Raw genomic sequence first — 26,917 nt, 5'->3', positions numbered from 1 at the left:
CACTTGCTATTTTTTTAATATCCTAATTTTTCACGAACCCTGTTGAGTGTGGCAGTAGCAACCTTACCGGCTTTTTCTGCTCCAATGAGTAACAGTCTGTCCAGTTCGTCCAGATTATTCATATAATACGTATATTTTTCACGAGCAGTTTTAAAACGCTCTGTAATCAAATCATATAAGGCGGTTTTGGCGTGACCATATCCGTAATTACCAGCTAAATAGTTAGCTCTCATGACAGCTGTCTGCTTTTCGGTTGCCAAAAGGCGGTACAAAGCAAATACATTACACGTATCCGGGTTTTTTGGATCTTCTAAAGGAGTCGCATCCGTAACAATTGCCATAACCTGCTTTTTTAAAGCTTTATCATCTAAAAAGATATTGATATAATTATTGCGGGATTTACTCATCTTATGTCCGTCTGTTCCCGGAATAATCATTACATTCTCCTCAATTTTTGCTTCAGGCAGCACAAATGTTTCTCCCATTTGGTGGTTGAATCTTGAAGCAACATCTCTGGTAATCTCTATATGTTGTAATTGATCTTTACCTACAGGTACAAAATTAGCATCGTACAATAATATATCGGCAGCCATCAGCATCGGATAAGTAAATAATCCGGCATTTACATCGGCAAGATAATCCTGTTTATCTTTAAAGGAATGTGCCAGTGTCAGACGCTGAAACGGAAAGAAACAACTCAGGTACCAGGTTAATTCTGTTGTCTGAACCACATCTGATTGTCGGTAAAAGGTCGTTTTCTCTACATTCAAACCACATGCAAGCCAGGTTGCTGCCACACTATAGGTATTTTCTCTTAAAATTTTCGCGTCTTTTATCTGAGTCGCCGAATGCAGATTCGCAATAAAGATGAAAGATTCGTTTTCAGGATTGTTTGCCAGTTCAATAGCTGGTAAAATCGCACCTAAAAGATTTCCTAAATGTGGGGTTCCTGTACTTTGAACACCGGTTAAAACTTTTGCCATTTTGTGATTAAAAACTAAATTGAAAAGCAAATTTAGCCTTTTTAAAATAAACTTAAAGCGCCAAACACGAGAAATACTATTTATATTTTATAAATTCGTGCATAAAAACACCCGTATGCTTTTTTTTAAAAATCTGTTTTGGATTCTTTGGAAAATATGGTTTTACGTACTGATGCTTATTGTCATCGTTGTACTGTCGCCTTTCTTAATAATCACCTTATCATCAGATAAAACGTATAAATATTTTTTTGTTTTGGCGCGTATATGGGCCAAAGCTATTTTTTATGGAATGGGATTTCGGATGGAAATCATCAAAAATCAAACATTCAATCCAAATCAGAGCTATATGCTGGTAGCCAACCATACTTCAATGATGGATATTATGCTGATGCTGATTCTGGTAAAAGACAATCCGTTTGTATTTGTTGGAAAAAAAGAATTGGCAAAAATTCCTATTTTTGGGTTCTTCTATAAAAAAGCCTGTATTCTGGTTGATAGAAGCAGTCCTAAAAGCAGACATGATACTATTGTAAGGGCAAAAGAAAAACTGGCTGCAGGACTGAGTATCTGTATTTTTCCTGAAGGAGGCGTTCCGGATGATGAAACCATTGTTCTTGATAGTTTTAAAGACGGAGCTTTTCGGCTGGCCATAGAATTTCAGATACCGATAGTACCGATGACTTTTACCGACCTTAAAAAACTTTTTCCTTTTCGTTTTTTTGCCGGAAGACCTGGAAAAACAAAAGTGTATATCCATGATTTTATTGAAACTGAGGGATTGGTTCAGACAGATAAGCCATTTTTAAAAGAGAAAGTGCGCAATGTAGTGTTGATGCCTTTGGAAGCTTCAAAACATATAGAAAAAAGAGCCGTTGTATAACGGCTCTTTTTTTATTCAATCAATGAAGACCATTCGAGACCGCTGATATCTGTAAGTTGTATCCGGGCAATATTTTCTTGTGTGGTAATCGGTAAGCTTATAGATGCTTTTGCACCCAGGGGTAATAATAAACTGTTTTTGTGAGGGACAATTTTTGCAACATAAAAATTTTGAATCTGATGGGGTTTCAAGGTGCGCAGTTCCTGCATAGACCATTCTTCGATTTTTTCATTATTTTCGTTGTAAGCAGCAATTTCAATAAGAAAGGAACCGTATACATCAGCCCCTTCAACACGCATTACCGTAAAATTCAGATAGCCTTCACGGGTATACACATTGCTGATTTCAAGTTTTGGTTTCACTGATTTATTATGTAGTGTTCCGAAAACGCCTCCGTGAAAATACTGATTCGTAAAAAGAGTAAGCACCGTTATACAGATACTGCCCGTGAGAATTATCTTGTTTTTTGTTTTTGCAGTCCAGGACAATATTCCGGAACCGACATAAGCAAAACTCTTTTTTTGAGTAAGAGGGTGCTGTTTTTTCAGCAGATAATAATCCACTGAATATTTTCCGCTGCCTGTAAGCATCAGTACAAAACCAGAGGCAACACCCAGTACACCGATCTGCCATTCATCAAGACAGGTGGTGCCCAGCCATCCCGATCCTAATAAAATACCAAGAGCAAGGTTAAAGACACCAAAAGCCATCAAACGGGTGAAAAGCCCCAAAATAATCATCAGACCTACAAGGGCTTCGATGATTGTAAAAATAACCATGGCATACCAAAGAGTTTCCGGATGGGTAACCAGATATTCAATAATGGGTTTTATCCCTAATGCATTCGGTAAAAAATGATTGAATTTTTCTCCGATATATCCGGCTTCTTCCGGATTTAATTTATTTTCTAATACGATTCTTCTCCAAAAAGCGGAAAAATAAGTCCAGCCGATAACCCATCGGAGAACCAATGTGAGGGTTCCTGCTTCAAAAGCAGTTTCTTTTATATTCTTTATCATAAAAAGTGTTATATAGTTTGTGTAAAATCTTTTATTGGATCAACAAACTACAAGGCAATTTTTATGTTTTTGAAGAGTAAGTACAATGGGATTTTTAGGGGATAATACGTTTCGGAAATTCTGAAAACAGTTTTCTGAGCACCATAATCAGATGATAGCGTACCATTTGAGGGAACGGAGGCTGACGTTGTCGTTTTTTGGATTCGGCTGCTGGTCCTTTCTTGTGCTTTGTAAACAGAACAATGAAAGGAAGAGGTCGTTTTACTTGCTGCAATGTTTTTGCTCAGCGTGATATCCAGCAGAGATTCTATGGATTTTTTTGTCTGACAAGAGGCTATAAAGAAAAGAAAGACACTCAACCATACGATTGACTTTTTGAAAAAAAGATATGTGCCGTTTTTCATCATATCAACAAATATACAAAAAAACGCTGCCGGAAGGCAGCGTTTATATGCTTATTGATCTTTATTCTTAATCGCTTCTTTGATTTTGTCTTCCAGTTCTTCCTGTAATTCAGGATTATCTTTTATCAAACTTTTTACAGCATCTCTACCCTGACCTAATTTGGTATCTCCATAGCTAAACCATGAACCGCTTTTTTTGATGATTTCAAAATCAACAGCCAAATCAAGAATTTCTCCTACTTTAGAAATACCTTCTCCATACATAATATCAAATTCTGCCGTACGGAAAGGAGGAGCCACTTTATTTTTGATCACTTTTACTTTAGTTCGGTTACCCAACACGTTGTCTCCGTCTTTAATCTGTGTAGATTTACGGATGTCTAAACGTACAGAAGCATAGAATTTCAGAGCATTTCCACCTGTAGTCGTTTCCGGATTACCGAACATAACGCCTATTTTCTCACGCAGCTGGTTGATGAAAAACACCGTACAGTTGGTTTTGCTGATTGTAGCCGTTAATTTTCTCAATGCCTGTGACATTAAACGGGCATGAAGTCCCATTTTGGAATCTCCCATTTCTCCTTCAATTTCACTTTTAGGAGTTAATGCCGCTACAGAGTCAATAACAACAAGATCAATAGCACCCGATCGGATCAGGTTTTCTGCAATTTCCAACGCCTGTTCTCCATTATCAGGTTGAGAAATGATGAGGTTCTCTACATCTACTCCTAATTTTTGAGCATAAAAACGATCAAAGGCATGTTCTGCATCAATGAATGCAGCAATACCGCCTGCTTTTTGTGCTTCTGCAATTGCATGTAATGTTAACGTGGTTTTACCTGAAGATTCAGGTCCGTAAATTTCTATGATTCTACCTCTTGGGTATCCCATTACTCCCAAAGCTAAATCTAAGCCTAAGGATCCGGACGGGATCGCTTCCACTTCTTCGACTGCACTGTCACCCAACTTCATTACAGTCCCTTTACCGTATGTTTTATCCAGTTTATCTAAAGTAAGCTGTAATGCTTTCAATTTTGCTTCTTTGTCTGCGCTCATTCTTTTATATAATTATTAAAGGTAAAAATACGCTTTTTTCGGTTACAAAAAAAGAAGTTTACCTGCTTTATAAAAACAGTTTTTATTTCTTTATTTCATTAAAAACAACCTGTGGAAACTTTTTGTGAACTTCTAAAAAGTATGTGAAAAAGCCGTTATGAGATTAGAGATTTCAATAAAAATTATTATCTTGAATAAAAATGAAAAAATTATGAATAAGAAAATTTTATTAAGTATCCCATTGATGTGTTTGGCCGGACTTGTTTCGTGTAATGATTCCAATAAAAAGGAAGACGGTAACGGTACGGTTGTTGAAAATCATGACAAACCAAAGAGAAAATACGATAAGGCGCAAGACTTTACGTACACCAACTGGAATCTGAAAGACAATGATTCGGTTAAGAAAACATTTAAGCAAAAATTTACAGCACAGGAGCTTGCAACCATAGTCGCTTTAAACCGGGTTGATAAAAACACGTTCCATACTGTTGATGTTCTTACAATTCCGGACAAATTTGATGATGATTTTATGGCCTATTCACCTTTTCCGTTCACGGTAAAAAGCGCAGATAAAATCAATAAACTGGTTGTCTTTTCTTATCCGATACAGGCGTATGGGGTTTATGAAAACGGTGAACTTGTGAAATGGGGACCTACCAGTATGGGTTCCAAACAACATAAGACACCGGAGGGATTATATTTTACGAATTGGAAAGGAGAAGAAGTACAGAGTACTTTTGATGATGAATGGATTCTTAGATGGAATTTTAATGTACAGAATGAAGAAGGAATCGGATGGCATCAGTACAGTCTCCCGGGATATCCTGCCTCTCACTCTTGTTTACGCTTGTTAGAAAGTGATGCAAAATGGCTTTATGACTGGGCAGATGAGTGGATATTGGCGGATAAAGAAAATGTTGAAGCGAAAGGTACTCCTGTTATTGTTTACGGAGCGTATAATTTTGATGGAGAGAAACCATGGTTGCAACTTGCGGCAAATAACAAAGCTAATGATATTGCTACAGAAACATTGGATGGTCTGATAAAAAAATATGAACAAGAGATTTTGAAAGAACAGGAAAACAGAGCCAAAGTTGTAGCAAATAAGCCTCAAAAGCAGAAAGAGACAAAATCGTAATTTTTTGAATTATAGAGTCAGACAATGAACCTTGGAAGTTCTTTTTCTGTTTTTATAATTTATAGTATCAGAGCCAGATACATGTTTTTTGTATCTGGCTCTGATAATTATCAAAGTACACAAGCCTCATCGTTTAAACGTTTTTTGGGTAAGATTTTGTTTATATATTGAAATTTAGTTTATTTGTTAGAGAAGAACTCAAAAAGGCTCACATCCGTATTAAAAAGGCCGCTAAAATAGTAATAGTACTTATTCAGAGATGATGCTTCGATAAAGCAGAATTTGTTCAGACGATCTTAATTTCAATCATAAAAAGCATGGTTTCAAAAACCGAATAATCAAAATATGGTAACACTTTTTATAAAAAACATGGTATGCAACCGTTGTGTCATGGTCGTTCAGAATGAACTTGAAAAACTCGGAATCTCTTTTGTTAGCATTAAGCTTGGAGAAGTAACTCTTGAGAATGACCTTTCGATAAAAGAAAAAGAGGTTTTAGAGCAAAATCTTACGGCAATTGGCTTTCGGCTGATTGACAGCAAAAAAAAACAGGTTATTGAACAAATAAAGAATCTTATAATTGATCTGGTCCATTATCAGGATACAAGCCTGAAACACAATCTCTCAGAACTTCTGAGCAAAGAGTTACAATTTGATTATAATTATCTGTCCAATTTATTTTCTGAAGAAGAAAACACAACCATTGAAAAATACTTTATTGCTCAAAAAATAGAAAAGGTAAAAGAACTTCTCGCTTATGATGAACTTTCACTAAGTGAAATTGCGCAGCGTTTAAATTACTCCAGTGTTGCCTATCTGAGCAACCAGTTTAAAAAAGTTACCGGGCTTACGCCCAATCATTTTAAAAATCTAAAAGAAGAAAAAAGAAAACCATTAGACAATCTTTAATAAAATGTAAAGGCAATTTTTTCAAAAAAGGTTTTAATCTGCTAACTATATGTTTATTCTTAAAGTAAATTTTACAAATCTTTCCTAAAATAATGTAATAATAAACTGCTTGTTTGTTGCCAACTTTGTCATGTAAATATAGCATACAATATTATATTATGGCAACGAATGACAACCAAACCATTTTCCTGCCTTTGGAAAATGTCGACAGTGAGCATTGTGCATTAATCGTAGATAAAGGATTGGCACAGGTAAAAGGCATTGAAAGCCACTCTGTAGAACTCAACAACCGCAGAGCCGCCATCACAGTAACAAACGCAAAGGTTGTGACAGAAGCTGTAAAAGCGATTGAAGATCTCGGATATGGTGTTACAACAGTTAAAAATACATTTCCTGTATTGGGAATGACATGTGCATCTTGTGCCGGCAGTGCAGAAAGTATCGTAACATACGAACCTGGTGTAATAAATGCTTCCGTAAATTTTGCTACAGGAAATCTAACCGTAGAGTATCTTCCAAATGTAACAGATGCCCTAAAACTCCAAAAAGCAGTTCAGTCTATAGGGTATGATTTGCTTATTGAAGATGACAACAAACAGCAGGAAACACTTGAGGCAATTCACGAAAAGAAATACCTGGTATTAAAAAACAAAACCATTTGGGCTGTTCTGTTATCGCTTCCTGTTGTGGTTATAGGAATGTTTTTTATGAACATGCCTTATGGCAATGAAATCATGTGGTTATTTTCAACACCGGTAGTATTGTGGCTGGGTAAGGATTTCTATATCAACGCATGGAAACAGGCAAAGCATCGCTCGGCAAATATGGATACTCTGGTAGCTTTAAGTACAGGTATTGCATATCTGTTTAGTGTTTTTAATATGGTGTTTATGGACTTCTGGCATCAGAGAGGGTTGCATGCCCATGTGTATTTTGAAGCAGCGGCAGTGATTATTGCTTTTATTCTCTTAGGCAAATTACTGGAAGAAAAGGCAAAAGGAAATACTTCTTCCGCTATAAAAAAACTTATCGGTTTACAACCTAAAACGGTAATAGTCATAACACCGGAAGGAGAAGAAAAGCAGACTGTTATTGAAGAAGTCAATGTAGGGGATATTATTTTGGTAAAGCCGGGAGAAAAAATAGCCGTTGATGGTATGGTAACCTCTGGAAGTTCGTATGTTGACGAAAGTATGCTGAGTGGAGAACCTGTACCAGTATTCAAAAGTGAAAATGAAAAGGTATTTGCAGGGACCATCAATCAAAAAGGAAGTTTTCGGTTTGAAGCTGTAAAAGTCGGAAAAGAGACCATGCTTGCCCAAATCATCAGAATGGTACAAGATGCTCAGGGAAGTAAAGCACCGGTTCAGAAACTGGTCGATAAAATAGCCGGAATATTTGTTCCTATCGTAATTGGGATTGCTTTAATAACTTTTGTTTTATGGCTGATCTTAGGAGGTGATAACGGTGTAGTTCAAGGATTATTGGCTGCTGTTACAGTATTGGTTATTGCTTGTCCATGTGCATTGGGTTTAGCTACACCCACTGCTATTATGGTAGGTGTAGGTAAAGGTGCCGAGCAGGGAATCCTGATTAAAGATGCGGAAAGTCTGGAGCTTGCAAAAAAAGTCGATGTTATCGTTTTAGATAAAACAGGAACCATTACGGAAGGAAGACCACAGGTAACCGGAGTCAGATGGCTGAATAATGACATTACTTTTCAAAATGTATTGTTAAGCATTGAAAAACAATCCGAGCATCCACTGGCGGAAGCAGTAGTGAAATATATGGAAAACGTATCAGTAACCTCACTATCAGGATTCGAAAGTATCACGGGAAAAGGAGCCAAAGCACTTCATAATGATGAATATTATTTTGTAGGAAACAAAAAACTACTCGCAGAAAATAATATTACGATTTCCAACGAATTACTGGAACAGGCAGAACAATGGAGTATAGAGTCTAAAACCGTTATCTGGTTTTCTGATAGCAAAAAAGCATTAAGTGTGATCGCAATCTCTGATAAAATTAAAGAAACGTCAGTTGAGGCCATCAAACAGATGCAGGAAATGGGGATTGTTCTTTATATGCTTACGGGAGACAATGAAGCTACAGCAAAAGCAATTGCTGACCAGACAGGGATTCAGCACTATAAAGCTGAGGTTTTGCCGCAACATAAAGCAGAATTTGTGAAAAAATTGCAACAAGACGGCAAAGTAGTCGCCATGGTTGGAGACGGTATTAACGACAGTACTGCACTGGCAACAGCAGATGTAAGTATTGCTATGGGCAAAGGAAGTGATATTGCAATGGATGTTGCCAAAATGACCATAATTTCATCTGATCTGACTAAAATTCCACAGGCGATTCGTTTATCTAAACAAACTGTTGCAACCATAAAACAAAATCTTTTCTGGGCATTTATCTATAACCTTATAGGTATTCCTGTTGCTGCGGGTATCCTTTATCCGATTAATGGATTTTTGCTAAACCCAATGATTGCCGGAGCTGCAATGGCATTAAGTAGCGTCAGCGTTGTGAGCAATAGTTTACGATTAAAATGGAAAAAATAAATACATTATCTGATAGCATAAAATATTTCTGTCATGATAATTACTTAAGAATGTTTAACACTAACAAAAGATTAAAAATGAAGAATATAACAATAAATGTGTCTGATATGCAAACTCCGCATTGCCAGACAACCGTAAGCAACGCAATTACAAAAATTGCAGGTGTACAAATTCAATATTTGGAAGCAGGTAAAGTGTCTGTTTTTATCGAAACAGACCAACTGGAAAATGAGGTAATAAAAACCATACAACAAGCAGGTTATACGGTAACTCCTCGGATAAAATAACAATATAATACAGAAAAAACGGAGTACGTTTTTAGATGTTTACTCAATTTATTTTATGTAAATACTCCGTTTTTTCTAACGAATTAAAAAAATAAGAAAAAATGAAAAAACTAACATTAAATGTGTCTGATATGCAAACTCCGCATTGCCAGACAACCGTACGAAATGCCATCAAGAATATTGAAGGTGTTCAGATTCAATTTGTTGAACCAGGTAAAGTATCTGTTATAGTTGAGAGAGATCAGCTCGAAAAAGAACTGATAAATACTATTCAAAAAGCAGGTTATACTGTGACAACTTAGGATTAAGGCATTTCCTGATAGGTCTGCAATGGGACGTTGTAACGACTTACAGGAAAATATAGGAATTTTTTTTTAAAGTAGTGCCGACGGTTTTTTATGAGCTGTCGGTACTATCTTTCTTACTGCAAAAACAGGAGTTTAGATCTTACCTGATTCTTCTTTAAAAATAAAATACTGGAATTCATGAAAAACACTTCAAAATTGTTAATCAAAGGTATGGTGTGTAACAGATGTATTTATGTACTTACCGATGAATTGTCAAAATTAGGATTACTTATTTCTGAAATACGACTTGGAGAAGTTGTTCTTAAAGAAAAAGCTGCTATTGATGAACAAATGATCAGAAATGTACTACAGGAGATAGGTTTTGATATTCTCTATAATAAGAAACAGCAATTGGTAGAAAAGATAAAAATAATTGTTGCAAGGGCAATTTCAGAGCAGATGAGTACGGGAGAGAATATTAAATTTTCTCTTCTTATCAGTCGTGAATTACATAAAGACTATGATTCATTGAGTGCTCTATTTTCATTAGTACATGGGTCTACTCTTGAAAAATACATCATCTCTGAAAAACTTGACAAAGTGAAAGAATTGCTCATGCATACAGATCAGTCTTTATCTGAAATTGCTTATACTTTAGGATATAGCAGCCCTGCACATCTTTCTAATCAATTAAAGAAATATACAGGTTTTACCTCTTCTTATTATAAACAGTTGAAACAAAACTGACCACTTCATTATAGAGAGTTCGTATATTCTACTCTTTCAACATTTCTGTAATAGCAGAAATTTTACAAATTAATTCGATAATAACGTAAAACTAATACCCTTGGTTTTTTTCAACTTTGTACTATTAATAAATAATACGTAAATAAAATGGAACAGAAAGATATTAAGTTCAAGACAAATATAAACTGTAGTAGTTGTGTAGCAAAAGTTACTCCTTTTCTGGATGCTGTTAAAAGTATCTCTCACTGGGAAGTGGACACAAAAAACAGAGAAAAAATACTGACGTTAAGATCTGATGGTGCCAATGAGAAAGAAATCATCGAAAGCGTACAGAAAGCAGGATTTAAGATTGAGCCTTTGATATCCTGCAACAGTTAAAAAATATAAATGATAATTTAATAAACAATAGTGATGAGAAAGAGTCTGTTTTTATTTGCTGGTCTGTTGTTAGGATATTCAGCACTGGCACAAAATACGAAAACGTTGTTTAATAATTATATCAACGTGAAAAATGCTTTGGTAAAAGGTGATGGTAAGTCTGCCAATCAGGCAATTGAAGTGTTCTATAAAAGTATTAAAGGAGAAACTAATTTTGTTTTGAAAGATGCTTTGCTAAAAGCTACTGAAAAAATGAGCAAGTCAACAAATCTTGAGAAGCAGCGAACTGCCTTTAATGATGTTTCTACTACTTTATGGCAAGTTGTAAAAGGTTCTGATAAAGTAACTCAGCCTGTTTATTATCAATACTGCCCAATGAAAAAAGCATATTGGTTAAGCGAAGAAAAGGACATCAAAAATCCCTATTATGGTTCCTCTATGCTGACCTGTGGCACGGTGGCCGAAACAAAAAAATAAAAAAACCGGTGAAAATATTTTTCACCGGTTTTTTTTAAACAATACATTATTAGAGGAGCAGAAAGTAAAGCTACTTTCACCATCTCCCTATTAATAGCCATTTTGAATGTTTCTGATATAGGATATAAAAAAAATGTGTATTTTCATTTAAAAATTGGAGATGAGAAAAACACTTATATTTACTACAATCAGCCTGTTATTTTTGATGTTGGGCAGCTGTAAAAAAGAACAAAAAGACGAAATAATTCCTGATCATGATACAATTCGTTCGCATCCGGCAGAAAAAATAGATTCATTGACAATCAAAGCACAAGACAGTATTGCCAGAGAAGACAGTCTTCAGCTTGTTAAAAAGAAAAGAGCTGATAAATATGCCATATATAATGGACAAGAATACATGTCCTGGCCCATCAAGGTAAGTGATTCTTTACGCAAAGCCTTTTACAAAAAATACAGTAAAGAAGAGATATATATCATTGCTGCACTAAATCGTATTGATACGGATAATATCAACAGAAGAGATACGATTATTGTACCTAAAGAGGTGCGAACTGATATTATGAGCTACTCTCCCTTTCCGCATGAGCTTACTATATTGGACAGTATTCCTAAAATTGCTGTATTTTCTTATCCGATTCAAGCGTATGCGTTGTATGAAAAAGGGGTATTGGTGAAATGGGGACCTACCAATATGGGGAAAAAGACAGCCCAAACACCCAGAGGACTGTTCTTTACGAACTGGAAAGGCAGAAAAATAAAGAGTACTGCAAATGATGAGTGGATTCTCAACTGGAATTTTAACATCAGCAATTCCGGAGGCGTAGGCTGGCATCAGTATGCTTTACCGGGATATCCTGCGTCTCATTCTTGTTTGCGTTTACTGGATGCTGATGCACAATGGATGTATAACTGGGCTGACCAATGGGTACTCGAAAACAAAAACACCGTAAAGGTAAAAGGTACTCCGGTTATAGTTTATGGAGATTACGCTTTTGGTAAAAAGGGAATATGGAATGACCTTGTAAAAGATCCGCAAGCAACCACAATCTCAGTTTCGCAAATGAATGAAGTGATCAGTAAGCATCTTCCGGAAATAAGGAAACAGCAAAAGATAAGGGAGCTGTATAATGAAGAAAAGCAGCTTCAGAAATCAGATAAACAGGCAGAAACGGCTAAAATATCCAAAGACAGTCTGTAATTATATAATTCAAAGACCTTTATTCCAAAGGTCTTTTTTTATTTTATAAAAAAACATGTAATTTTGCAGAGAATTCTTCCATTTAGAGTTCACAGAAATAAATTACTTACACTTAAAAGTTTATAGCATGCAACTGTACAACACTTTAAGCGCTGATGAACGCGCACAATTAATTGAGCAGGCAGGACAAAAAAGATTAACCCTTTCTTTTTATGCTTATGCAAACATCCAGGATCCCCAAAAATTCAGAGACGACCTATTTATTGAATGGAACCGATTAGATGCCTTAGGAAGAACGTATGTTGCCCACGAAGGAATCAATGCACAGATGAGTGTGCCTGCAGAAAATTTTGAAGCTTTCAGAGAAACGTTGGAAGTGTATGACTTTATGAAAGGCATTCGCCTGAATGTAGCTGTAGAACAGGATGACTTGTCTTTTTTGAAACTGACGGTTAAAGTACGTAAGAAAATTGTTGCTGATGGTCTGGATGATGCTACTTTTGATGTAACCAATAAAGGAATTCATTTAAAGGCACAGGAATTTAATGAACTTTTAGAGGATCCGGATACGATTGTTGTTGATTTCAGAAACCATTACGAGAGTGAAATAGGACGTTTTAAAAATGCCATTACACCCGATGTGGATACTTTCAGAGAATCGTTACCTATTATTGAACAACAGCTTGCCGCTCATAAAGAGGATAAAAAACTGCTCATGTATTGTACCGGTGGAATCCGTTGCGAAAAAGCCTCTGCGTTCTTTAAACACAAAGGATTCAAAAATGTATTTCAGTTAGAGGGTGGTATTATTGAATATACCCGACAGGTAAAAGCAGAAAATCTGGAGAGCAAGTTTATTGGGAAAAATTTTGTTTTTGACCATCGTTTAGGAGAGCGAATTACAGATGATATTATCGCAAACTGCCACCAGTGCGGTAAACCATGTGACACCCATATCAACTGCGCTAATGAAGGATGCCATCTGTTATTTATTCAGTGCGATGAATGTGCAGAAAAAATGCACGGATGTTGTTCGGATCGATGTATGGAAATTATCCAGCTGCCGGTAGAAGAGCAAAAGAAACTCAGACAAGGTGTTCAAAAAGGCAATTTGATTTTCAAGAAAGGAAAATCATCTGCGCTTACGTTCAAAAAGGAACGCAATATCTTTGAAGAAGTCAAACCGGTACGCGTAGCCAAAGTAACTGAGATTCGGAAGAAGAAACAAACGGAAAGAAAAATATTGGTTGGTAAAGGACAACATTATTTTACCAAAGCTTCTGTAGCTCAATTTTTAATTGAACAAAAGCAACTCAATATGGGTGACGAAATCATTATTCAGGGGCCTACAACCGGAGAAGAACGCATGGTGCTGCATTCTATGAAAGTAAACGGTAAAGAAGCAACCAAAGCTGTTGAGGGAGATAAAGTAACATTTGAAGTGCCTTTCAGAATCAGACTTTCTGATCAGTTGTTTGTAACAGAAAAAATATAAATCACAAAAAGCAAATAGCAGTATTTGCTTTTTTTATTTTTAAGCTTATGAAAAAAATTTATTATTTAAAGACTTGTGATACCTGTAAGAGAATACTTAATCAGATTGATAATCTGGAGCAGTTTGAGTTGCAGGATATCAAAGAAAAGAGCATTACGGTAAAACAGTTAGAGGAAATGTATGCTCATACCAACAGTTATGAAAAACTGTTCAGCAAACGGGCAAAACTTTATAAGGAAAGAGGCTTAAAAGATGAGGTTCTGTCAGAGAATGACTATAAAAATTATATTCTTGAGCATTATACTTTTTTAAACCGTCCGGTAATCTTTTACAAGGATAAAATGTTTGTCGGTAGTAGCAAGAACAGTGTTGAAGAAGCATTGAATATGATTAACACCTAAACAGGATTTTTAACTGTTGTCTTTTGAGCAGATAAGTTATTTATCCGGTATCAGAAAGAATAACTGTGCTGTCAATTATTATATTCAATAAAAACCATGGCTATAGACCATGGTTTTTACTTTTTTATTTTTACTTTGAAAGATGTTTTCGTACTTCAGGAGCTACTCTTGTACCGAATAGTTCAATTGATTTCATAATAAGCGAATGATCAGGTCCGCCTACATCAATCTGTCCTACAAAACGCGTATGATTAAATATTTCGTGCTGCTGTAGTATTTTGTCAGTGATTTCTTCCGGACCGCCCATAAAGTAAGCTCCGTCCGGTGCTGCTGTTGCTTCAAATTGCGCTCTTGAAAAAGGTGCCCAGCCTCTCTCTTTACCAATATGGTTCATTTGAGCCGCATAATATGGAAAATAAACATCTCTTACAGAAGCATCATTCCCTACAAACAAATGGGAATTGACGCCAAGCTGATAGTTTTCTTTTGAATGCCCGTTTGCAAAATACTGTTCTTTATACATTCTCAGTAAAGGTTCAAACTGTACCGGATAGCCTCCTATAATTGCAATTGTCAGCGGCAGTCCTAATTTTGCAGCACGCAATACAGATTCGGGTGTACCACCTACAGCGATCCATACCGGCAATTTTTGGTGCAGCGGTTTTGGAAATATTTCCTGATGCTTTATAGGGGCTCGGAAATGACCTTCCCAATTGATGATTTCATTATTATTCAGGGTTAGTAATAATTGCAATTTTTCTTCGAATAAACGGTCATAATCCTTAAGGTCATAACCGAAAAGAGGGAACGACTCAATAAAACTGCCTCTGCCTACCATGATTTCTGCACGGCCGTCTGATATCAGATCAATCGTTGCAAATTGCTGGTATAACCGAATGGGGTCGTCGGAACTTAAAACAGAAACGGCGCTTCCCAATTTGATGTTTTTGGTAATCGTTGCAGCTGCTGCGAGTACGGTTTGTGGTGATGAAACGCTATAATCCGGGCGATGGTGTTCTCCCAGTCCGAATACATCCAGACCAACTTCGTCTGCCAGTTTTATTTCTTCCAGCATTTCTTTTAAACGTTGCTGTGCTGTTTTTCTTTTTTGTGTTTGTGAATTGTAGGCCAAGTCACCAAACATAGAGATACCCAATTCCATACTGATGTTTTTATCAAAGTTATTTTAAATATCCCGAAAAACTCTTAATATAGATTATTTTCCTTGAAGCCCCCTTTTTAAACCGTTTTTTGGTGATACTCTTGTTTTTTATACAGCTTCAAAACGTTGAGCTGTTCTTTGTTTCCCTTTCTTATCATATATCGGTACAGCGTTGGGTGCAGGGAAGCAGCTTTTTGTTGTAATGAATTCATCATTGTGATAAATTTTACCCATCGGATAGCCTTTGTATAAGGTAATCCTAACTTTTTACAACTCTCCTTTCCCAACAAGAAATTATTATAGCCCAGATTGGTGTACTGTACAAAATTTTTAAGATATTGAGATTTTGTAAAGGTGACCCGTTGAGGTTCTTCGTATAGGGAATAGGCAAGTGAAATGGAATCTTCATCAGCACCTTTCTGTGTTTTACTCCAAAGAAATAGGGCATCAGCTGCCTGAGTTTCCGTATCTGCAAGTAAATGTTCAGGAATTCCTATAAGATACCCAATATATTTCCACAGATGCAGTACTCCGGCAATCTCTTCTTTTGTTGGCTTCAATCCCAATTTTTGAAGACCGTCAAGAAATACTATGGAAAAACCTAAATTAGTAGCCAGCATGTCCCATGTATTCAGAGGTCTGCCCCAATCTTGTGTTTTCCAGTCCGGTTGTCTTTCAATCATGATTCGCGAATACGAATGAATAAGACGGGTAGTAACTGCGCTGAAAAAGCCTTTTTCTTTTATTTTCATACCGTCTTGTGCAGTAACATTTATCCAGAAAACGACTGTGTCAGACAATCTTTTTACCGCTCCTTTTTTTAAGGCTCCTGTAAAAATCAACGGCTTGTTGATGGCTGATGATTCGTAACCGCCCATCAGACAATAATTGCGGAGCGTTGCAAGTCCGGATGTACCTGTTCTGTTACAAAAATTGCTGCCTTTTTGGAGCAAATCTGTATCCAGCCATTGGGGAAGAGAGAAAATTTGCTCTAAGAAAAGTTGGGTTTCTGAAGAATAGGTTTCTTTATTCAGAGGATAGGTGGCCAGCATCTGATGCAGCTCTTTCATGCCTTGCTGAAATCCTTTTTTTATAAGAAATTCTAAAGCTACTGCATCGCCGATAGCGTCTGCTTCATAATAGTAAGGTACCATTTGCTGTGCCGCTTCAAGTTTTATTTGCGGTGACAGATGATGTGCTAAATAATTTGGTTTCTCTGTATTCCAATAACTGGAAAAAGCATTTGAATTTTTAGGAATATGACGCGATGGTAGGTCCATATTTTTTTCTTTCCATAAAATTACACAAAAAAAGCCGGACTTCACGAAGTCCGGCTTTTCAAGAAATATAAATCTAAGGATTAAATTAAAAAAGATCCAATAGTAAGGCCGGATAAATACCGATGATGATATTTAAAGTGATGGCCAGAACTGCTACAAATTGATAAATAGCACTATTGGTAACTTCCGGTTCTTCTGTTTCTGCACTTTGGCTGTACATAGCAGAAATTACTTTAAAATAATAGTATATACTGATGATAGAGTTGACTACTCCGAATATGACTAAGGTTATATAACCATTTTCCAAGGCATTGTTTAATAGAAAGAATTTTCCGAAGAACCCTGCAAAAACCGGAATACCTGCCATAGATAATAACGCCATGGTAAGCACTGCTGCCAAAACAGGTTTTTTCTTTCCTAAGCCTTTAAAATGCTTTATTAATTCATCTTCTTTTTTGCTGCATACCGACATGATTACTGCAAAAGCTGCAATTCCTGAAAGGGCATAAGCTGAAGCATAGTAAAACAGGTTGGCATTGGCATTTTCTATTACCAAAAGGGCAATCATCATAAAACCTGCATGAGAGATTCCTGAATAAGCCAGCATTCTTTTTATGTTTTCCTGACGCAGTGCCATAACATTTCCGACACACATGGTTGCAATCGCTAAGAAGACCAGAAGATAATGGAAGTTTTCCGGTAAAATGGGCTGAAATGCCGTTAATAATTTATAGAAGGTTGCTACAGCAACTACTTTTGCCAAAGTACTCATAATTGTTGTAGTGAGCATTGGAGCTCCCTGGTAAACATCAGGTGCCCAGAAATGGAAAGGGAAGGCTGCAATTTTAAATAACATTCCGATACAAATAAGTACAATACCAAGATACAGCCAGGTTGGAGCGGTAACTGCTGTAAGGCTATTAGAGATGGTATTCATATCAAATGAAGCCGTAGCACCATATACCAAAGCGATTCCGAATAACACAAAACCGGAAGCAAAGGAACCCATTAAGAAATATTTCATTCCGGACTCATTACTTTTGACATCTGTTCTGTCGCTACCTGCCAAAATATAAAGGGTGATGGATAAAATTTCCAAACCGATAAAAAACATGGTCAGATTTCCGAAGGTTACCATGGAAACAGCCCCTATCAACAAAAATATTTTTAAGGATACATAATCCGAAATCTTATCATAATGCGGCTTGTAAAAGTCTTCACTAAGCATTACTATAAAAACCGTCAATACAATAAACAGGCTTGTATACAGCATATTTGATTTGTTTACAACAATCATATTGTGGTAGTAGCCTGCTTCGTTAGCCATATCACAGATTGATATTCCCAACGCAGCCAACAAACCGATAATAGTAAGCGGTACAATAATTTTACGCAGGTTTATTATTTCTAAAACCAATATTAAAACGGCTAATCCTGCTAAAGCAATTAATGTATTCATATGTCTATTTTATTAAAATGAAACCGTATTTCGGGTCATTTTTGATCTTTATTTGTTATACAATCGATGTGAATAAGAGGTCTGTAAGTGGTTTTGGGTACAGTCCGAAAAAGATAACTGCAGCAGCTAATACAGCTAATATCAGACATTCGTTTGTATTTAAATCAGCAAACGTATTTTTGTTTTGCGGACCCAAAACGGCTTTCTGAAACATTTTCATCATATAATAAGCACCAAGTATGATGGTGGTTCCTCCCAAAAGTGCATACATAAGGTTTATCTGAGATAAACTGTATAGTATGGTAAATTCTCCGATAAAACTGAAAGTTCCCGGTAAACCGATAGAAGCGAACATGAATATCATGAAAAAAGAGGTAAACTTTATTGCCTGAGATCGGATACCACCCATTTCTCTGATGGTATAAGTCTGATATCTTGCATAAATAATTTCTGTAAGAAAGAAGAGACCTACGATCACCAGTCCGTGTGCGATCATCTGTAATACTACACCATGATATCCGTCTGTTGTGTAAGTATATGCTCCCGCAGCAATAAGGCCTACGTGCGCCATAGAGGAATATGCCAATAATCTTTTGAGATTGGATTGCCTTAAAGCAATTAAAGAAGCATATATAACACCGATAAGACAAAGGATGATTACGGTATTTAATATGCCTTCATTCATATTTGGTGTCAAAGGTAACTGCCAGCGTAAGATAGAGTAAATTCCCATTTTCAGCATGATTCCAGATAAAAGCATCGTTCCTATAGCCGGAGCTTTTTCATAGGTATCAGCCTGCCAGGTATGGAAAGGAAAAATAGGGATTTTAATAGCGTATGCAAGGAAAAAGCCTAAGAATATCCATGTTTGTTCTGTTGAACTCAAAGCAGTGTTTACTAAATCTGCTAATAAAAAACTTCCTGTTTTCTGGTACAGATAGATGAAAGCTACAAGCATGAAGAGCGATCCTGCAAAGGTGTAGATAAAGAATTTAAGAATTGCTTTTTTACGCACTTCCCATGTATCACTACCCCACAATAGGGCAATAAAGAAAATTGGTATCAGAGCCAATTCCCAGAAAATATAGTAAAGAAACCCGTCTGTAGCAAGGAAAGTACCTGTCATAGCAAATGACATGAATAATACCAGAGCGTAGAGAATATGAGGGTTTTTATAATCTTTTTTAATGGTGGTAAGCAGGATGACTGGTGTTAGAAAAGTATTCAACAAAACCATCAACATGCTTAGTCCGTCTGCTTTTAAAGCAAAAGAGATGTTTGGTTTTGAAATCCACTGTACCTGATAAGAGATATCTGTACCATTATTGAACTGATTTAATAAAAACAGCGAAAAACCAAAACCGAGAATACTGAATAAAAGGGCTGTTGTATGTGCCAACTTTTTGCCGGAAGCTAAAGTAAGCAAAGCGCCGATTAGTAGAGTAAGTAAGATAAATGTTACGTTCATTTTATATAAATTATCTTGCTATGAATAAATAATAAATAATCACACAGACACCGATGACGAATGCAAATAAATACAATCCGATATTTCCGTTTTGTGCTTTTTTTCCTTGATAAGACAATTCGTCTGCAAATTTTGCAAACCCGAAAACAACTCCGGAGATTATTACTTCCGTTACTTTTTTAAAGAAATTCCCTAAAATGTTAAGCGGCATAATAATCAAGAAATTATAGATGTTGTCTATATAGTAACTGTTTACCAATACTTTATGAATACCGTTTGACTGGTTGTCATTCAATGGCAGTTCCTGTTTTTTGATGTACTTGCTGTATGCAATTCCGATACCTATTAAGGCTCCTATTACAGCTACTCCCATAAGAATGTATTCTGTAGTTCCCAAATGATGCGGATGTGCAGCTGCATTGTTAAGGATTACAGGAGCAAGATACGTGTTTAACCAACTGCTGCCCGGTAAACTGATGGCTCCGCCTATGATTGCTAATACTGCAAGGATGATCAACGGCATTGTCATTGCTGCAGGGCTTTCGTGTAAATGATGTTTTTGCTCTTCCGTACCTCTGAATTTGTTGAAGAACGTCAGGTATAGTAATCGGAACATATAAAAAGCAGTCATGATAGAAGCTAAAGAACCGATCACCCATAAAGTGATGTTTTCGTGGAAAGCCACCATAAGAATTTCATCTTTGGAGAAGAATCCGGAAAATGGAGGAATACCTGAAATGGCTAACGAGGAGATTAAAAAGGTAACATACGTTATTTTCATCACATTTTTTAATCCTCCCATATGGCGCATATCCTGCTCACCGTGTATGGCGTGTATCACTGAACCTGAACCAAGGAAAAGGCATGCTTTGAAAAAGGCATGTGTGATGACATGGAAAACGGCGATCTCATAAGCTCCGAATCCGAGTGCCATAAACATAAGTCCCAATTGAGAAACAGTAGAGTAGGCCAATACTTTTTTGATGTCATTCTGAACAAGACCGATAGAGGCAGCTACCAAAGCAGTAAGACCTCCGACCACAGCGATAAGATGTTGGACATTCGGTGTAAGATCAAATAAGAAATTTAGCCGTGTGATCATAAAAATTCCGGCAGTTACCATTGTTGCTGCGTGAATAAGAGCAGAAACAGGTGTTGGTCCTGCCATTGCATCCGGCAGCCATGTATAAAGTGGTAATTGCGCACTTTTTCCTGTAGCAGCGATGAAAAGCGCCAGGTTTGCACAGCCCAGCAAAGCAAGTGTTGAAGTAGCAATACCACCGGATAAGCTTTCACGAAGTTCCATGAAATCTACGGTTCCGAATGAATATGCAATGATAAAAGTTCCGATCAGAAATCCTAAATCTCCGACACGGTTCATGATAAATGCTTTTTTAGCAGCATTGTTGTATTCCTGATTCTGATACCAGAACCCGATGAGCAGGTAGGAGCATAAACCAACTCCTTCCCAACCGATGAACATGATCAGAAGGTTGCTTCCGGTAACCAATACCAGCATGAAAAACACGAACAAATTCAGGTAAGCAAAAAACTTATGAAAGTTTTCGTCTTCTTTCATATAACTCGTAGAGTAGAGGTGTATCAATGATCCGATTCCCGTTACAAATAATAACCATAAAACCGATAATTGATCAAAATAAAAAGCAAAATCAATTTTAAATTTTTCTAAGGTGATCCAGTCAAACAGATGAAGTCTTACCGGCTCCTGTGTTTCTTTGATCTGTAAGAAAAGAATAACTGAGATCACAAAAGAAATAACGATAGTCAGTGTTCCGATGATTCCCGATAGATTCTTTCCTATGGTTTTTCCAAAAAAGATATTGATTAAAAATCCGATAAAAGGTACAATCAATAAAAGCAGCAAAATATTTGTATCCATCTATAATTAACCTTTTAAATTTTTTAATTTATCGATATCTATTGAACCGACGTTTCTGAAAATAGCGACCAGTATAGCCAGTCCTATAGCAACTTCAGCGGCTGCTACCGCCATGGTAAAAAATACGAATACCTGTCCGCTCCCATCCTGATGATAGTTTGAAAAAGCAACTAACAGCAAATTGGCAGCATTGAGCATTATTTCAATAGACATGAACATAACAATGGCATTTCTTCGGTACAAAATACCAAATACACCTATACTAAATAGCAGTACTGCCAGATAGATATAGTTTTCGATTCCTATGATTTGTAATATATTTTCCATAGTTATACCGTTTTTTTATCTTTTTTAGAGATGAGTACAGCTCCAATCATGGCCATCAGTAATAATACGGCTGCCATTTCAAACGGAACGATAAATTCATCCAATAGTATTTTTCCAAGCACTTCAATAGACTGATAATCCTGTCCTGAATTTACATAGCCGTCTATGGCTGTTGCATGCTGTGCCAATACAGAAACTAATAATAATCCTACCAGACAGAAAGCAACCACTGCTGTTATTTTTGTAACAATCGGTTTTGATATTTCATTGCTGATGTTTAGGTTCATAAGCATGATGGTAAACAGCATTAGAATCATGATGGCTCCAGAATACACAATAATGTGAACCATAGCTAAGAATTGTGAATTCAATAAAGCATAATGACCTGCAATACTAAAAAAACTGACTACGAGCCAGATGGCGCTGTGGATAGGATTTTTACTTAAAATTGTAATCATTGCACTTCCGAGCGTCAGCGCTGAAAGAATGTAAAATAATATCTCTATCATACTATGCTAATTTTTGAGTATTCTGAATGGCTGCATCCAATGGCATTACCAATTGTTCTTTTCCAAAGATAAAATGTTCTCTGGAGTAATCTGCATGCACAATCTTTTTAGATTTTGTAAGATAGATGGCCTGTTTCGGACATGCTTCTTCACACAACCCGCAAAAGATACAACGCAACATATTTATCTCATATATCTCAGCATATTTTTCTTCTCTGTACAGGTGCTTTTCTTCCGGTTTGCGTTCTGCTGCTTTCATGGTGATAGCTTCTGCAGGGCAAGATAAAGCGCACAATCCGCAGGCTGTACAGCGCTCACGACCTTCTTCATCACGCATAAGTGTATGCTGGCCTCTGTATACATCACTAAACGGACGTTTTTCTTCGGGATAGCTTATGGTCACTTTCTTTTTAAATAAGTGTTTTAATGTTGTAGCGAGTCCCTTAAAGATGGCTACAAGGTACAGACGCTCAATAAAACTCATTTTTTTATTGGCAACCTGTTTTTTTCTTCCTGATAATGATATGGTTTGTATAGACATTTTCAGTAGTTTATTGATTTAATAAAATAACCACAGCGGTTATAATAATATTGATTATCGCTAATGGAATAAGCGATTTCCATCCTAAGTTCATTAACTGATCGTATCGGAAACGCGGAATTGTCCAGCGAACCCACATATAAACGAAAAGGAAGAAACATATTTTTGCAAATAAAACAGCAATTCCGATTCCGTTTGCCACATTAATACCCCAGTTTTCTGCTGCCCATGTCATACCCGGATAGTTGTAAGCTCCGAAATATAAAACGGCCAACAGCGTTGAAGATATAAACATAGCTGCATATTCTGCAAACAGGAAGAATCCCATACGCATGGACGAATATTCAGTATGATACCCTCCGATAAGCTCTTGTTCACATTCTGCCAAATCAAATGGCGTTCTGTTGGTTTCTGCAAATGAACAGATGAGAAATATTAAAAATCCAAGCGGTTGGTAAAAGACGTTCCAATGCCATTCGTTCTGGTTGGCTGCAATTTCTCTCAAACTCATAGAACTATGCATCATAAGCAGCGCTACGATAGATAACCCCATCGCTATTTCATAAGAGATCATTTGTGAAGCAACACGCATGGCACTCATCAGAGAGTATTTGTTGTTAGATGCCCATCCGCCAATCATGATTCCGTAAACGCTAACGGATAATACGGCAAATACATACAGCATTGCTACATTGATGTCAGTTGCCTGCAAGATCACCTCGCGTCCGCCGATGATGAGTTTGTCTCCCCACGGAATTACAGCACTGGTCATCAATGCCATCGTCATGGAAATCGTTGGTCCTAATACAAATAGGAATGTATTAGGAGTATTTGGCATAAATTCTTCTTTTGAAAAAAGTTTTAGTCCATCTGCAAGTGGTTGAAGAATACCTCCTTTACCTGCTCTGTTGGGACCTCTACGATCCTGTATCCAGGCAGCAATTTTTCGCTCTGCCAGTGTACAGTACATAGCAAATAGCATAGTAATGGCAAAAACTACCAATATGATGACGCCTTTTTCTATAATGATTGCTTGCTCCATACTTATTGTTTTAGCGTATTACCTTCGTTCAACGGAACGTCTTTCATACTGATTTTTTTACGATCCAGATCACGTCCCATTAAAATCTGCTTTTCCGTTGCGATTTTTACTGTATCCATTTTTCGGGTGTAATTGTTCTGATTGATTACAGAGAATTTTTCGAATTTACGAGGACCTTCTATTACCCAGTCATTTACTTCTTTGTGATCGAAACGGCATTCGTTGCAGATGAATTCTTCAACTTCATGGTATTCATCCTTTCTCGCTGTTACACGTTGTATTTCATTTCCAAACATCCAAAGCGTTGTTTTTCCACAACATTTATCACAATCTCTATGAGCATTGAAAGGTTTATTGAACCACACTCTCGATTTGAAACGGAACGTTTTATCCGTTAATGCTCCTACAGGGCATACATCGATCATGTTTCCTGAAAACTCATTATCTATTGCTTTGGAAATATAAGTAGATATCTGTGCATGGTCACCACGTCCGATAACTCCGTGAGAACGGCAGTCTGTAAGCTGGTCTGCCGTATACACACAACGGTAGCACAAAATACAGCGGTTCATGTGCAGTTGGATGTTTTCTCCTATGTTTTCAGGTTCGAATGTACGTTTCTCTTCATGAAAGCGTGTTGCTTCTTTTCCGTTGTTGTAGCTCAGGTTCTGTAAATCACACTCTCCTGCCTGATCACATACCGGACAATCCAAAGGGTGGTTGATCAGCAAAAATTCGGTTACGGATTTTCTTGCTTCCGTTACACGTGGAGAGGATGTACTTTTCACTTCCATGCCATCCATCACTCCGGTTACGCATGATGCCATTAGTTTTGGCATCGGACGCGGATCAGCTTCACTTCCTTTTGATACTTCTACAAGACAGCAACGACATTTTCCTCCGCTGCCTTTTAGTTTAGAGTAATAACACATTGCCGGCGGAACTACTTCTCCACCGATCATACGAGCAGCCTGGAGGATCGTTGTCCCCGGTTCTACTTCTATTTCGTGTCCATCTATTGTAACTTTCATACTCTTTAGTTATTACAAGCTGGCTTTTAGGCTTGACTTTTTTGTTGTTTTTGTTATGTTATACGGTTTGTCCCTGTAAAAAGTGTTTTACTTTCTCAAAAGGTTCGGCCGTAAAGTGGTCTCTGTTTTTGATTTTTTCAGGGAATCTGATATGAAATTCAAATTCATCTCTGAAATGGCGTATCGCTGCCGCTACCGGCCATGCCGCAGCATCTCCTAATGGACAAATCGTGTTTCCTTCGATTTTGCTCTGGATATCCCATAGCAGATCGATGTCTTCCATACGGCCTTGTCCGTTTTCTATTCTCCACAAAACTTTTTCCATCCATCCTGTTCCTTCACGACATGGCGAACACTGTCCACAACTTTCGTGATGGTAAAAGCGGGCAAAATTCCATGTATTTCTAACGATACAACTGGTATCATTATACACAATGAAACCTCCTGAACCCAATGATGAACCGGTTGCAAAACCACCATCAGCCAATGATTCATAGGTCATAAGGCGATCTTCTCCGTTGGCTGTTTTGTAAATGAGGTCTTTAGGAAGAATCGGTACTGATGAACCACCCGGAATCAGGGCTTTTAGCGGGCGGTCATCAACCATTCCGCCAAGGTATTCATCAGAATTAATAAATTCTTCTACAGTCATACCCATTTCAATTTCATATACTCCAGGCTTTTTTACATGTCCGGATGCAGAGAATAATTTGGTTCCTGTAGAACGTCCTATTCCTATTTTTGCATATTCTTCTCCTGAGTTTAATACGATCCATGGCACAGTTGCAATAGACTCAACATTATTAACCACAGTAGGGTTTTGCCATAGACCTTTTACTGCAGGAAACGGCGGTTTGATACGCGGATTTCCTCTTTTTCCTTCAAGGGACTCTATTAGTGCTGTTTCTTCTCCACAGATGTAAGCTCCGCCACCACAGTGAACGTGCAAATCAAGGTCAAAACCGCTGCCCAGAATGTTTTTTCCGAGCCATCCGGCTGCATAGGCTTCTTTAATCGCTCTTTCCAACGTTTTGAATACCCACATATATTCTCCGCGGATATAGATATAAGAAAGGTTGGCTCCCAAAGCAAAAGAAGAAGTTATCATTCCCTCTATCAATAAGTGAGGGATGTATTCCATCAGATAACGGTCTTTAAAAGTGCCCGGTTCTGATTCATCTGCATTGCACACAAGGTGTCTTGGATTTCCTGATTTTTTGTCAATAAAACTCCATTTCAGTCCTACTGGGAATCCGGCACCTCCACGTCCTCTAAGCCCTGATGTTTTTACTTCTTCGGTAACTTCATCAGGAGTCATGTTTTTTAATGCTTTTTCCACAGAAGCATAACCTCCGTGCTGGCGGTATACTTCATAGGTTTTGATACCCGGAATATTAATCTTGTCTAATAATATCTTTTTTCCCATGGTATATTATTTATCGTGTAAAACAACTTTGCCAACTCTGCAGTCTTCAATGATGGCATCGATTTTTTCTTTTGTAAGATGTTCGTGGTAGAAATCTCCTACCTGCATCATCGGTGCATATCCACACGCTCCGAGGCATTGTACACCGACAACGGAAAACATACCGTCTTCAGTAACCTGTCCCGGCTGTACACCAAGCTTATTGCAGGTGTATTCCATCATGTCTTCTGCTTTGTTGATGGCACAACATGAAGTTGTACAGAATTCGAACATGTATTTTCCTATCGGTTTTTGATTAAACATGGTATAGAAGGTAACTACTTCATATACTTCAATAGGTTGTATCTGTAATAATTCAGCAACTTTATTCTGTAGTTCTACACTAAGCCAGTTATCGTGAGCATCCTGTACCTCATGAAGAACTGGCAGCAAAGCCGATTTTTGTTTTCCTTCCGGATAATGGCTGATGAGTTCGTTGATACGCTCCATTAACTGAGGCGTTATGTTGATCTCTTGTTTATGATTCGTTTTCTCCATGAT

28 protein-coding genes are annotated in these 26,917 nt (G+C 37.2%); 12 read left to right on the top strand and 16 right to left on the bottom strand.

Annotated elements, in window-relative coordinates; genetic code table 11:
* Window positions 1-14 precede the first annotated feature (14 nt).
* A complete protein-coding gene (gene trpS, locus QW060_RS15615; RefSeq protein ID WP_290364784.1) occupies window positions 15-983 on the bottom strand; it encodes a tryptophan--tRNA ligase in 969 nt (322 codons plus the stop codon).
* A 115-nt stretch (window positions 984-1,098) separates the two neighbouring features.
* Here trpS and QW060_RS15610 point away from each other — a divergent pair, with 115 nt between their 5' ends.
* Window positions 1,099-1,863: a lysophospholipid acyltransferase family protein gene (locus QW060_RS15610; RefSeq protein WP_290364390.1), complete on the top strand. Its 765-nt coding sequence runs from the start codon at window positions 1,099-1,101 to the stop codon at window positions 1,861-1,863.
* Between the two features lie 11 nt (window positions 1,864-1,874).
* On the opposite strand, the gene QW060_RS15605 is transcribed toward QW060_RS15610, so the two are convergent.
* The 3 genes from QW060_RS15605 to recA all read right to left on the bottom strand — a co-directional run bounded on the left by QW060_RS15605 (window position 1,875) and on the right by recA (window position 4,342).
* Entirely contained in the window at window positions 1,875-2,882 is a 1,008-nt protein-coding gene (locus QW060_RS15605) for a TQO small subunit DoxD (RefSeq protein ID WP_290364389.1), read from the bottom strand.
* Window positions 2,883-2,929: 47 nt separating this feature from the next.
* Complete coding sequence (locus tag QW060_RS15600) at window positions 2,930-3,241, bottom strand: hypothetical protein (protein WP_290364388.1); 312 nt, start codon at window positions 3,239-3,241, stop codon at window positions 2,930-2,932.
* 96 nt (window positions 3,242-3,337) lie between these two features.
* The gene (recA, locus tag QW060_RS15595) at window positions 3,338-4,342 is read right to left on the bottom strand and encodes a recombinase RecA (RefSeq protein WP_290364387.1); all 1,005 of its coding nucleotides are present in this window, start codon (window positions 4,340-4,342) and stop codon (window positions 3,338-3,340) included.
* A 211-nt stretch (window positions 4,343-4,553) separates the two neighbouring features.
* Here recA and QW060_RS15590 point away from each other — a divergent pair, with 211 nt between their 5' ends.
* The 11 genes from QW060_RS15590 (at window position 4,554) to QW060_RS15540 (ending at window position 14,232) form a co-directional block, all read left to right on the top strand.
* Complete coding sequence (locus QW060_RS15590; RefSeq protein WP_290364386.1) at window positions 4,554-5,480, top strand: L,D-transpeptidase; 927 nt, start codon at window positions 4,554-4,556, stop codon at window positions 5,478-5,480.
* Between the two features lie 345 nt (window positions 5,481-5,825).
* Window positions 5,826-6,389, top strand: coding sequence for an AraC family transcriptional regulator (locus QW060_RS15585; RefSeq protein ID WP_290364385.1), 564 nt, complete (start codon window positions 5,826-5,828; stop codon window positions 6,387-6,389).
* Between the two features lie 158 nt (window positions 6,390-6,547).
* Window positions 6,548-8,962 (top strand): heavy metal translocating P-type ATPase, encoded by a 2,415-nt coding sequence (locus QW060_RS15580; RefSeq protein WP_290364783.1) that lies wholly within the window; start codon window positions 6,548-6,550, stop codon window positions 8,960-8,962.
* Window positions 8,963-9,039: 77 nt separating this feature from the next.
* Window positions 9,040-9,249 carry a heavy-metal-associated domain-containing protein gene (locus QW060_RS15575; RefSeq protein ID WP_290364384.1) on the top strand — a complete coding sequence of 70 codons (210 nt, stop codon included), beginning with the start codon at window positions 9,040-9,042 and terminating at the stop codon, window positions 9,247-9,249.
* A 101-nt stretch (window positions 9,250-9,350) separates the two neighbouring features.
* Window positions 9,351-9,551, top strand: a complete 201-nt coding sequence (locus QW060_RS15570) for a heavy-metal-associated domain-containing protein (RefSeq protein WP_290364383.1) — start codon at window positions 9,351-9,353, stop codon at window positions 9,549-9,551.
* Window positions 9,552-9,734: 183 nt separating this feature from the next.
* Window positions 9,735-10,283 (top strand): helix-turn-helix domain-containing protein, encoded by a 549-nt coding sequence (locus tag QW060_RS15565; protein ID WP_290364382.1) that lies wholly within the window; start codon window positions 9,735-9,737, stop codon window positions 10,281-10,283.
* 147 nt (window positions 10,284-10,430) lie between these two features.
* Window positions 10,431-10,661, top strand: coding sequence for a heavy-metal-associated domain-containing protein (locus QW060_RS15560; protein WP_290364381.1), 231 nt, complete (start codon window positions 10,431-10,433; stop codon window positions 10,659-10,661).
* 33 nt (window positions 10,662-10,694) lie between these two features.
* A complete protein-coding gene (locus QW060_RS15555; protein WP_290364380.1) occupies window positions 10,695-11,138 on the top strand; it encodes a DUF3347 domain-containing protein in 444 nt (147 codons plus the stop codon).
* A 160-nt stretch (window positions 11,139-11,298) separates the two neighbouring features.
* Window positions 11,299-12,336 (top strand): L,D-transpeptidase, encoded by a 1,038-nt coding sequence (locus QW060_RS15550; protein WP_290364379.1) that lies wholly within the window; start codon window positions 11,299-11,301, stop codon window positions 12,334-12,336.
* Window positions 12,337-12,463: 127 nt separating this feature from the next.
* Window positions 12,464-13,831, top strand: coding sequence for an oxygen-dependent tRNA uridine(34) hydroxylase TrhO (gene trhO, locus QW060_RS15545; protein ID WP_290364378.1), 1,368 nt, complete (start codon window positions 12,464-12,466; stop codon window positions 13,829-13,831).
* 47 nt (window positions 13,832-13,878) lie between these two features.
* On the top strand, window positions 13,879-14,232 hold the full coding sequence (locus QW060_RS15540; protein ID WP_290364377.1) for an arsenate reductase family protein: 354 nt from the start codon (window positions 13,879-13,881) through the stop codon (window positions 14,230-14,232).
* 130 nt (window positions 14,233-14,362) lie between these two features.
* On the opposite strand, the gene QW060_RS15535 is transcribed toward QW060_RS15540, so the two are convergent.
* From QW060_RS15535 to QW060_RS15480, 12 genes are all read right to left on the bottom strand, one after another.
* The gene (locus QW060_RS15535; RefSeq protein WP_290364376.1) at window positions 14,363-15,394 is read right to left on the bottom strand and encodes an Atu2307/SP_0267 family LLM class monooxygenase; all 1,032 of its coding nucleotides are present in this window, start codon (window positions 15,392-15,394) and stop codon (window positions 14,363-14,365) included.
* Between the two features lie 77 nt (window positions 15,395-15,471).
* Window positions 15,472-16,674 carry an oxygenase MpaB family protein gene (locus QW060_RS15530; RefSeq protein WP_290364375.1) on the bottom strand — a complete coding sequence of 401 codons (1,203 nt, stop codon included), beginning with the start codon at window positions 16,672-16,674 and terminating at the stop codon, window positions 15,472-15,474.
* Window positions 16,675-16,759: 85 nt separating this feature from the next.
* On the bottom strand, window positions 16,760-18,133 hold the full coding sequence (locus QW060_RS15525; RefSeq protein ID WP_290364374.1) for an NADH-quinone oxidoreductase subunit N: 1,374 nt from the start codon (window positions 18,131-18,133) through the stop codon (window positions 16,760-16,762).
* A gap of 55 nt (window positions 18,134-18,188) precedes the next feature.
* The gene (locus QW060_RS15520; RefSeq protein WP_290364373.1) at window positions 18,189-19,601 is read right to left on the bottom strand and encodes a complex I subunit 4 family protein; all 1,413 of its coding nucleotides are present in this window, start codon (window positions 19,599-19,601) and stop codon (window positions 18,189-18,191) included.
* 10 nt (window positions 19,602-19,611) lie between these two features.
* Window positions 19,612-21,501 carry an NADH-quinone oxidoreductase subunit L gene (nuoL, locus tag QW060_RS15515; protein ID WP_290364372.1) on the bottom strand — a complete coding sequence of 630 codons (1,890 nt, stop codon included), beginning with the start codon at window positions 21,499-21,501 and terminating at the stop codon, window positions 19,612-19,614.
* A 6-nt stretch (window positions 21,502-21,507) separates the two neighbouring features.
* The gene (gene nuoK / locus QW060_RS15510; RefSeq protein ID WP_290364371.1) at window positions 21,508-21,828 is read right to left on the bottom strand and encodes an NADH-quinone oxidoreductase subunit NuoK; all 321 of its coding nucleotides are present in this window, start codon (window positions 21,826-21,828) and stop codon (window positions 21,508-21,510) included.
* 2 nt (window positions 21,829-21,830) lie between these two features.
* The gene (locus QW060_RS15505; protein WP_290364370.1) at window positions 21,831-22,337 is read right to left on the bottom strand and encodes an NADH-quinone oxidoreductase subunit J family protein; all 507 of its coding nucleotides are present in this window, start codon (window positions 22,335-22,337) and stop codon (window positions 21,831-21,833) included.
* A gap of 1 nt (window position 22,338) precedes the next feature.
* Entirely contained in the window at window positions 22,339-22,878 is a 540-nt protein-coding gene (locus QW060_RS15500) for a NuoI/complex I 23 kDa subunit family protein (protein ID WP_290364369.1), read from the bottom strand.
* A 10-nt stretch (window positions 22,879-22,888) separates the two neighbouring features.
* Entirely contained in the window at window positions 22,889-23,920 is a 1,032-nt protein-coding gene (nuoH, locus tag QW060_RS15495) for an NADH-quinone oxidoreductase subunit NuoH (protein ID WP_290364368.1), read from the bottom strand.
* A 2-nt stretch (window positions 23,921-23,922) separates the two neighbouring features.
* Complete coding sequence (locus tag QW060_RS15490) at window positions 23,923-24,951, bottom strand: 2Fe-2S iron-sulfur cluster-binding protein (RefSeq protein ID WP_290364367.1); 1,029 nt, start codon at window positions 24,949-24,951, stop codon at window positions 23,923-23,925.
* Between the two features lie 58 nt (window positions 24,952-25,009).
* Window positions 25,010-26,377 (bottom strand): NADH-quinone oxidoreductase subunit NuoF, encoded by a 1,368-nt coding sequence (nuoF, locus tag QW060_RS15485; RefSeq protein WP_290364366.1) that lies wholly within the window; start codon window positions 26,375-26,377, stop codon window positions 25,010-25,012.
* A gap of 6 nt (window positions 26,378-26,383) precedes the next feature.
* Complete coding sequence (locus tag QW060_RS15480) at window positions 26,384-26,914, bottom strand: complex I 24 kDa subunit family protein (RefSeq protein WP_290364365.1); 531 nt, start codon at window positions 26,912-26,914, stop codon at window positions 26,384-26,386.
* Window positions 26,915-26,917 lie beyond the last annotated feature (3 nt).

Source organism: Paenimyroides ceti (genome assembly GCF_030409925.1).
This window is presented reverse-complemented; position numbering and strand designations above follow the sequence as displayed.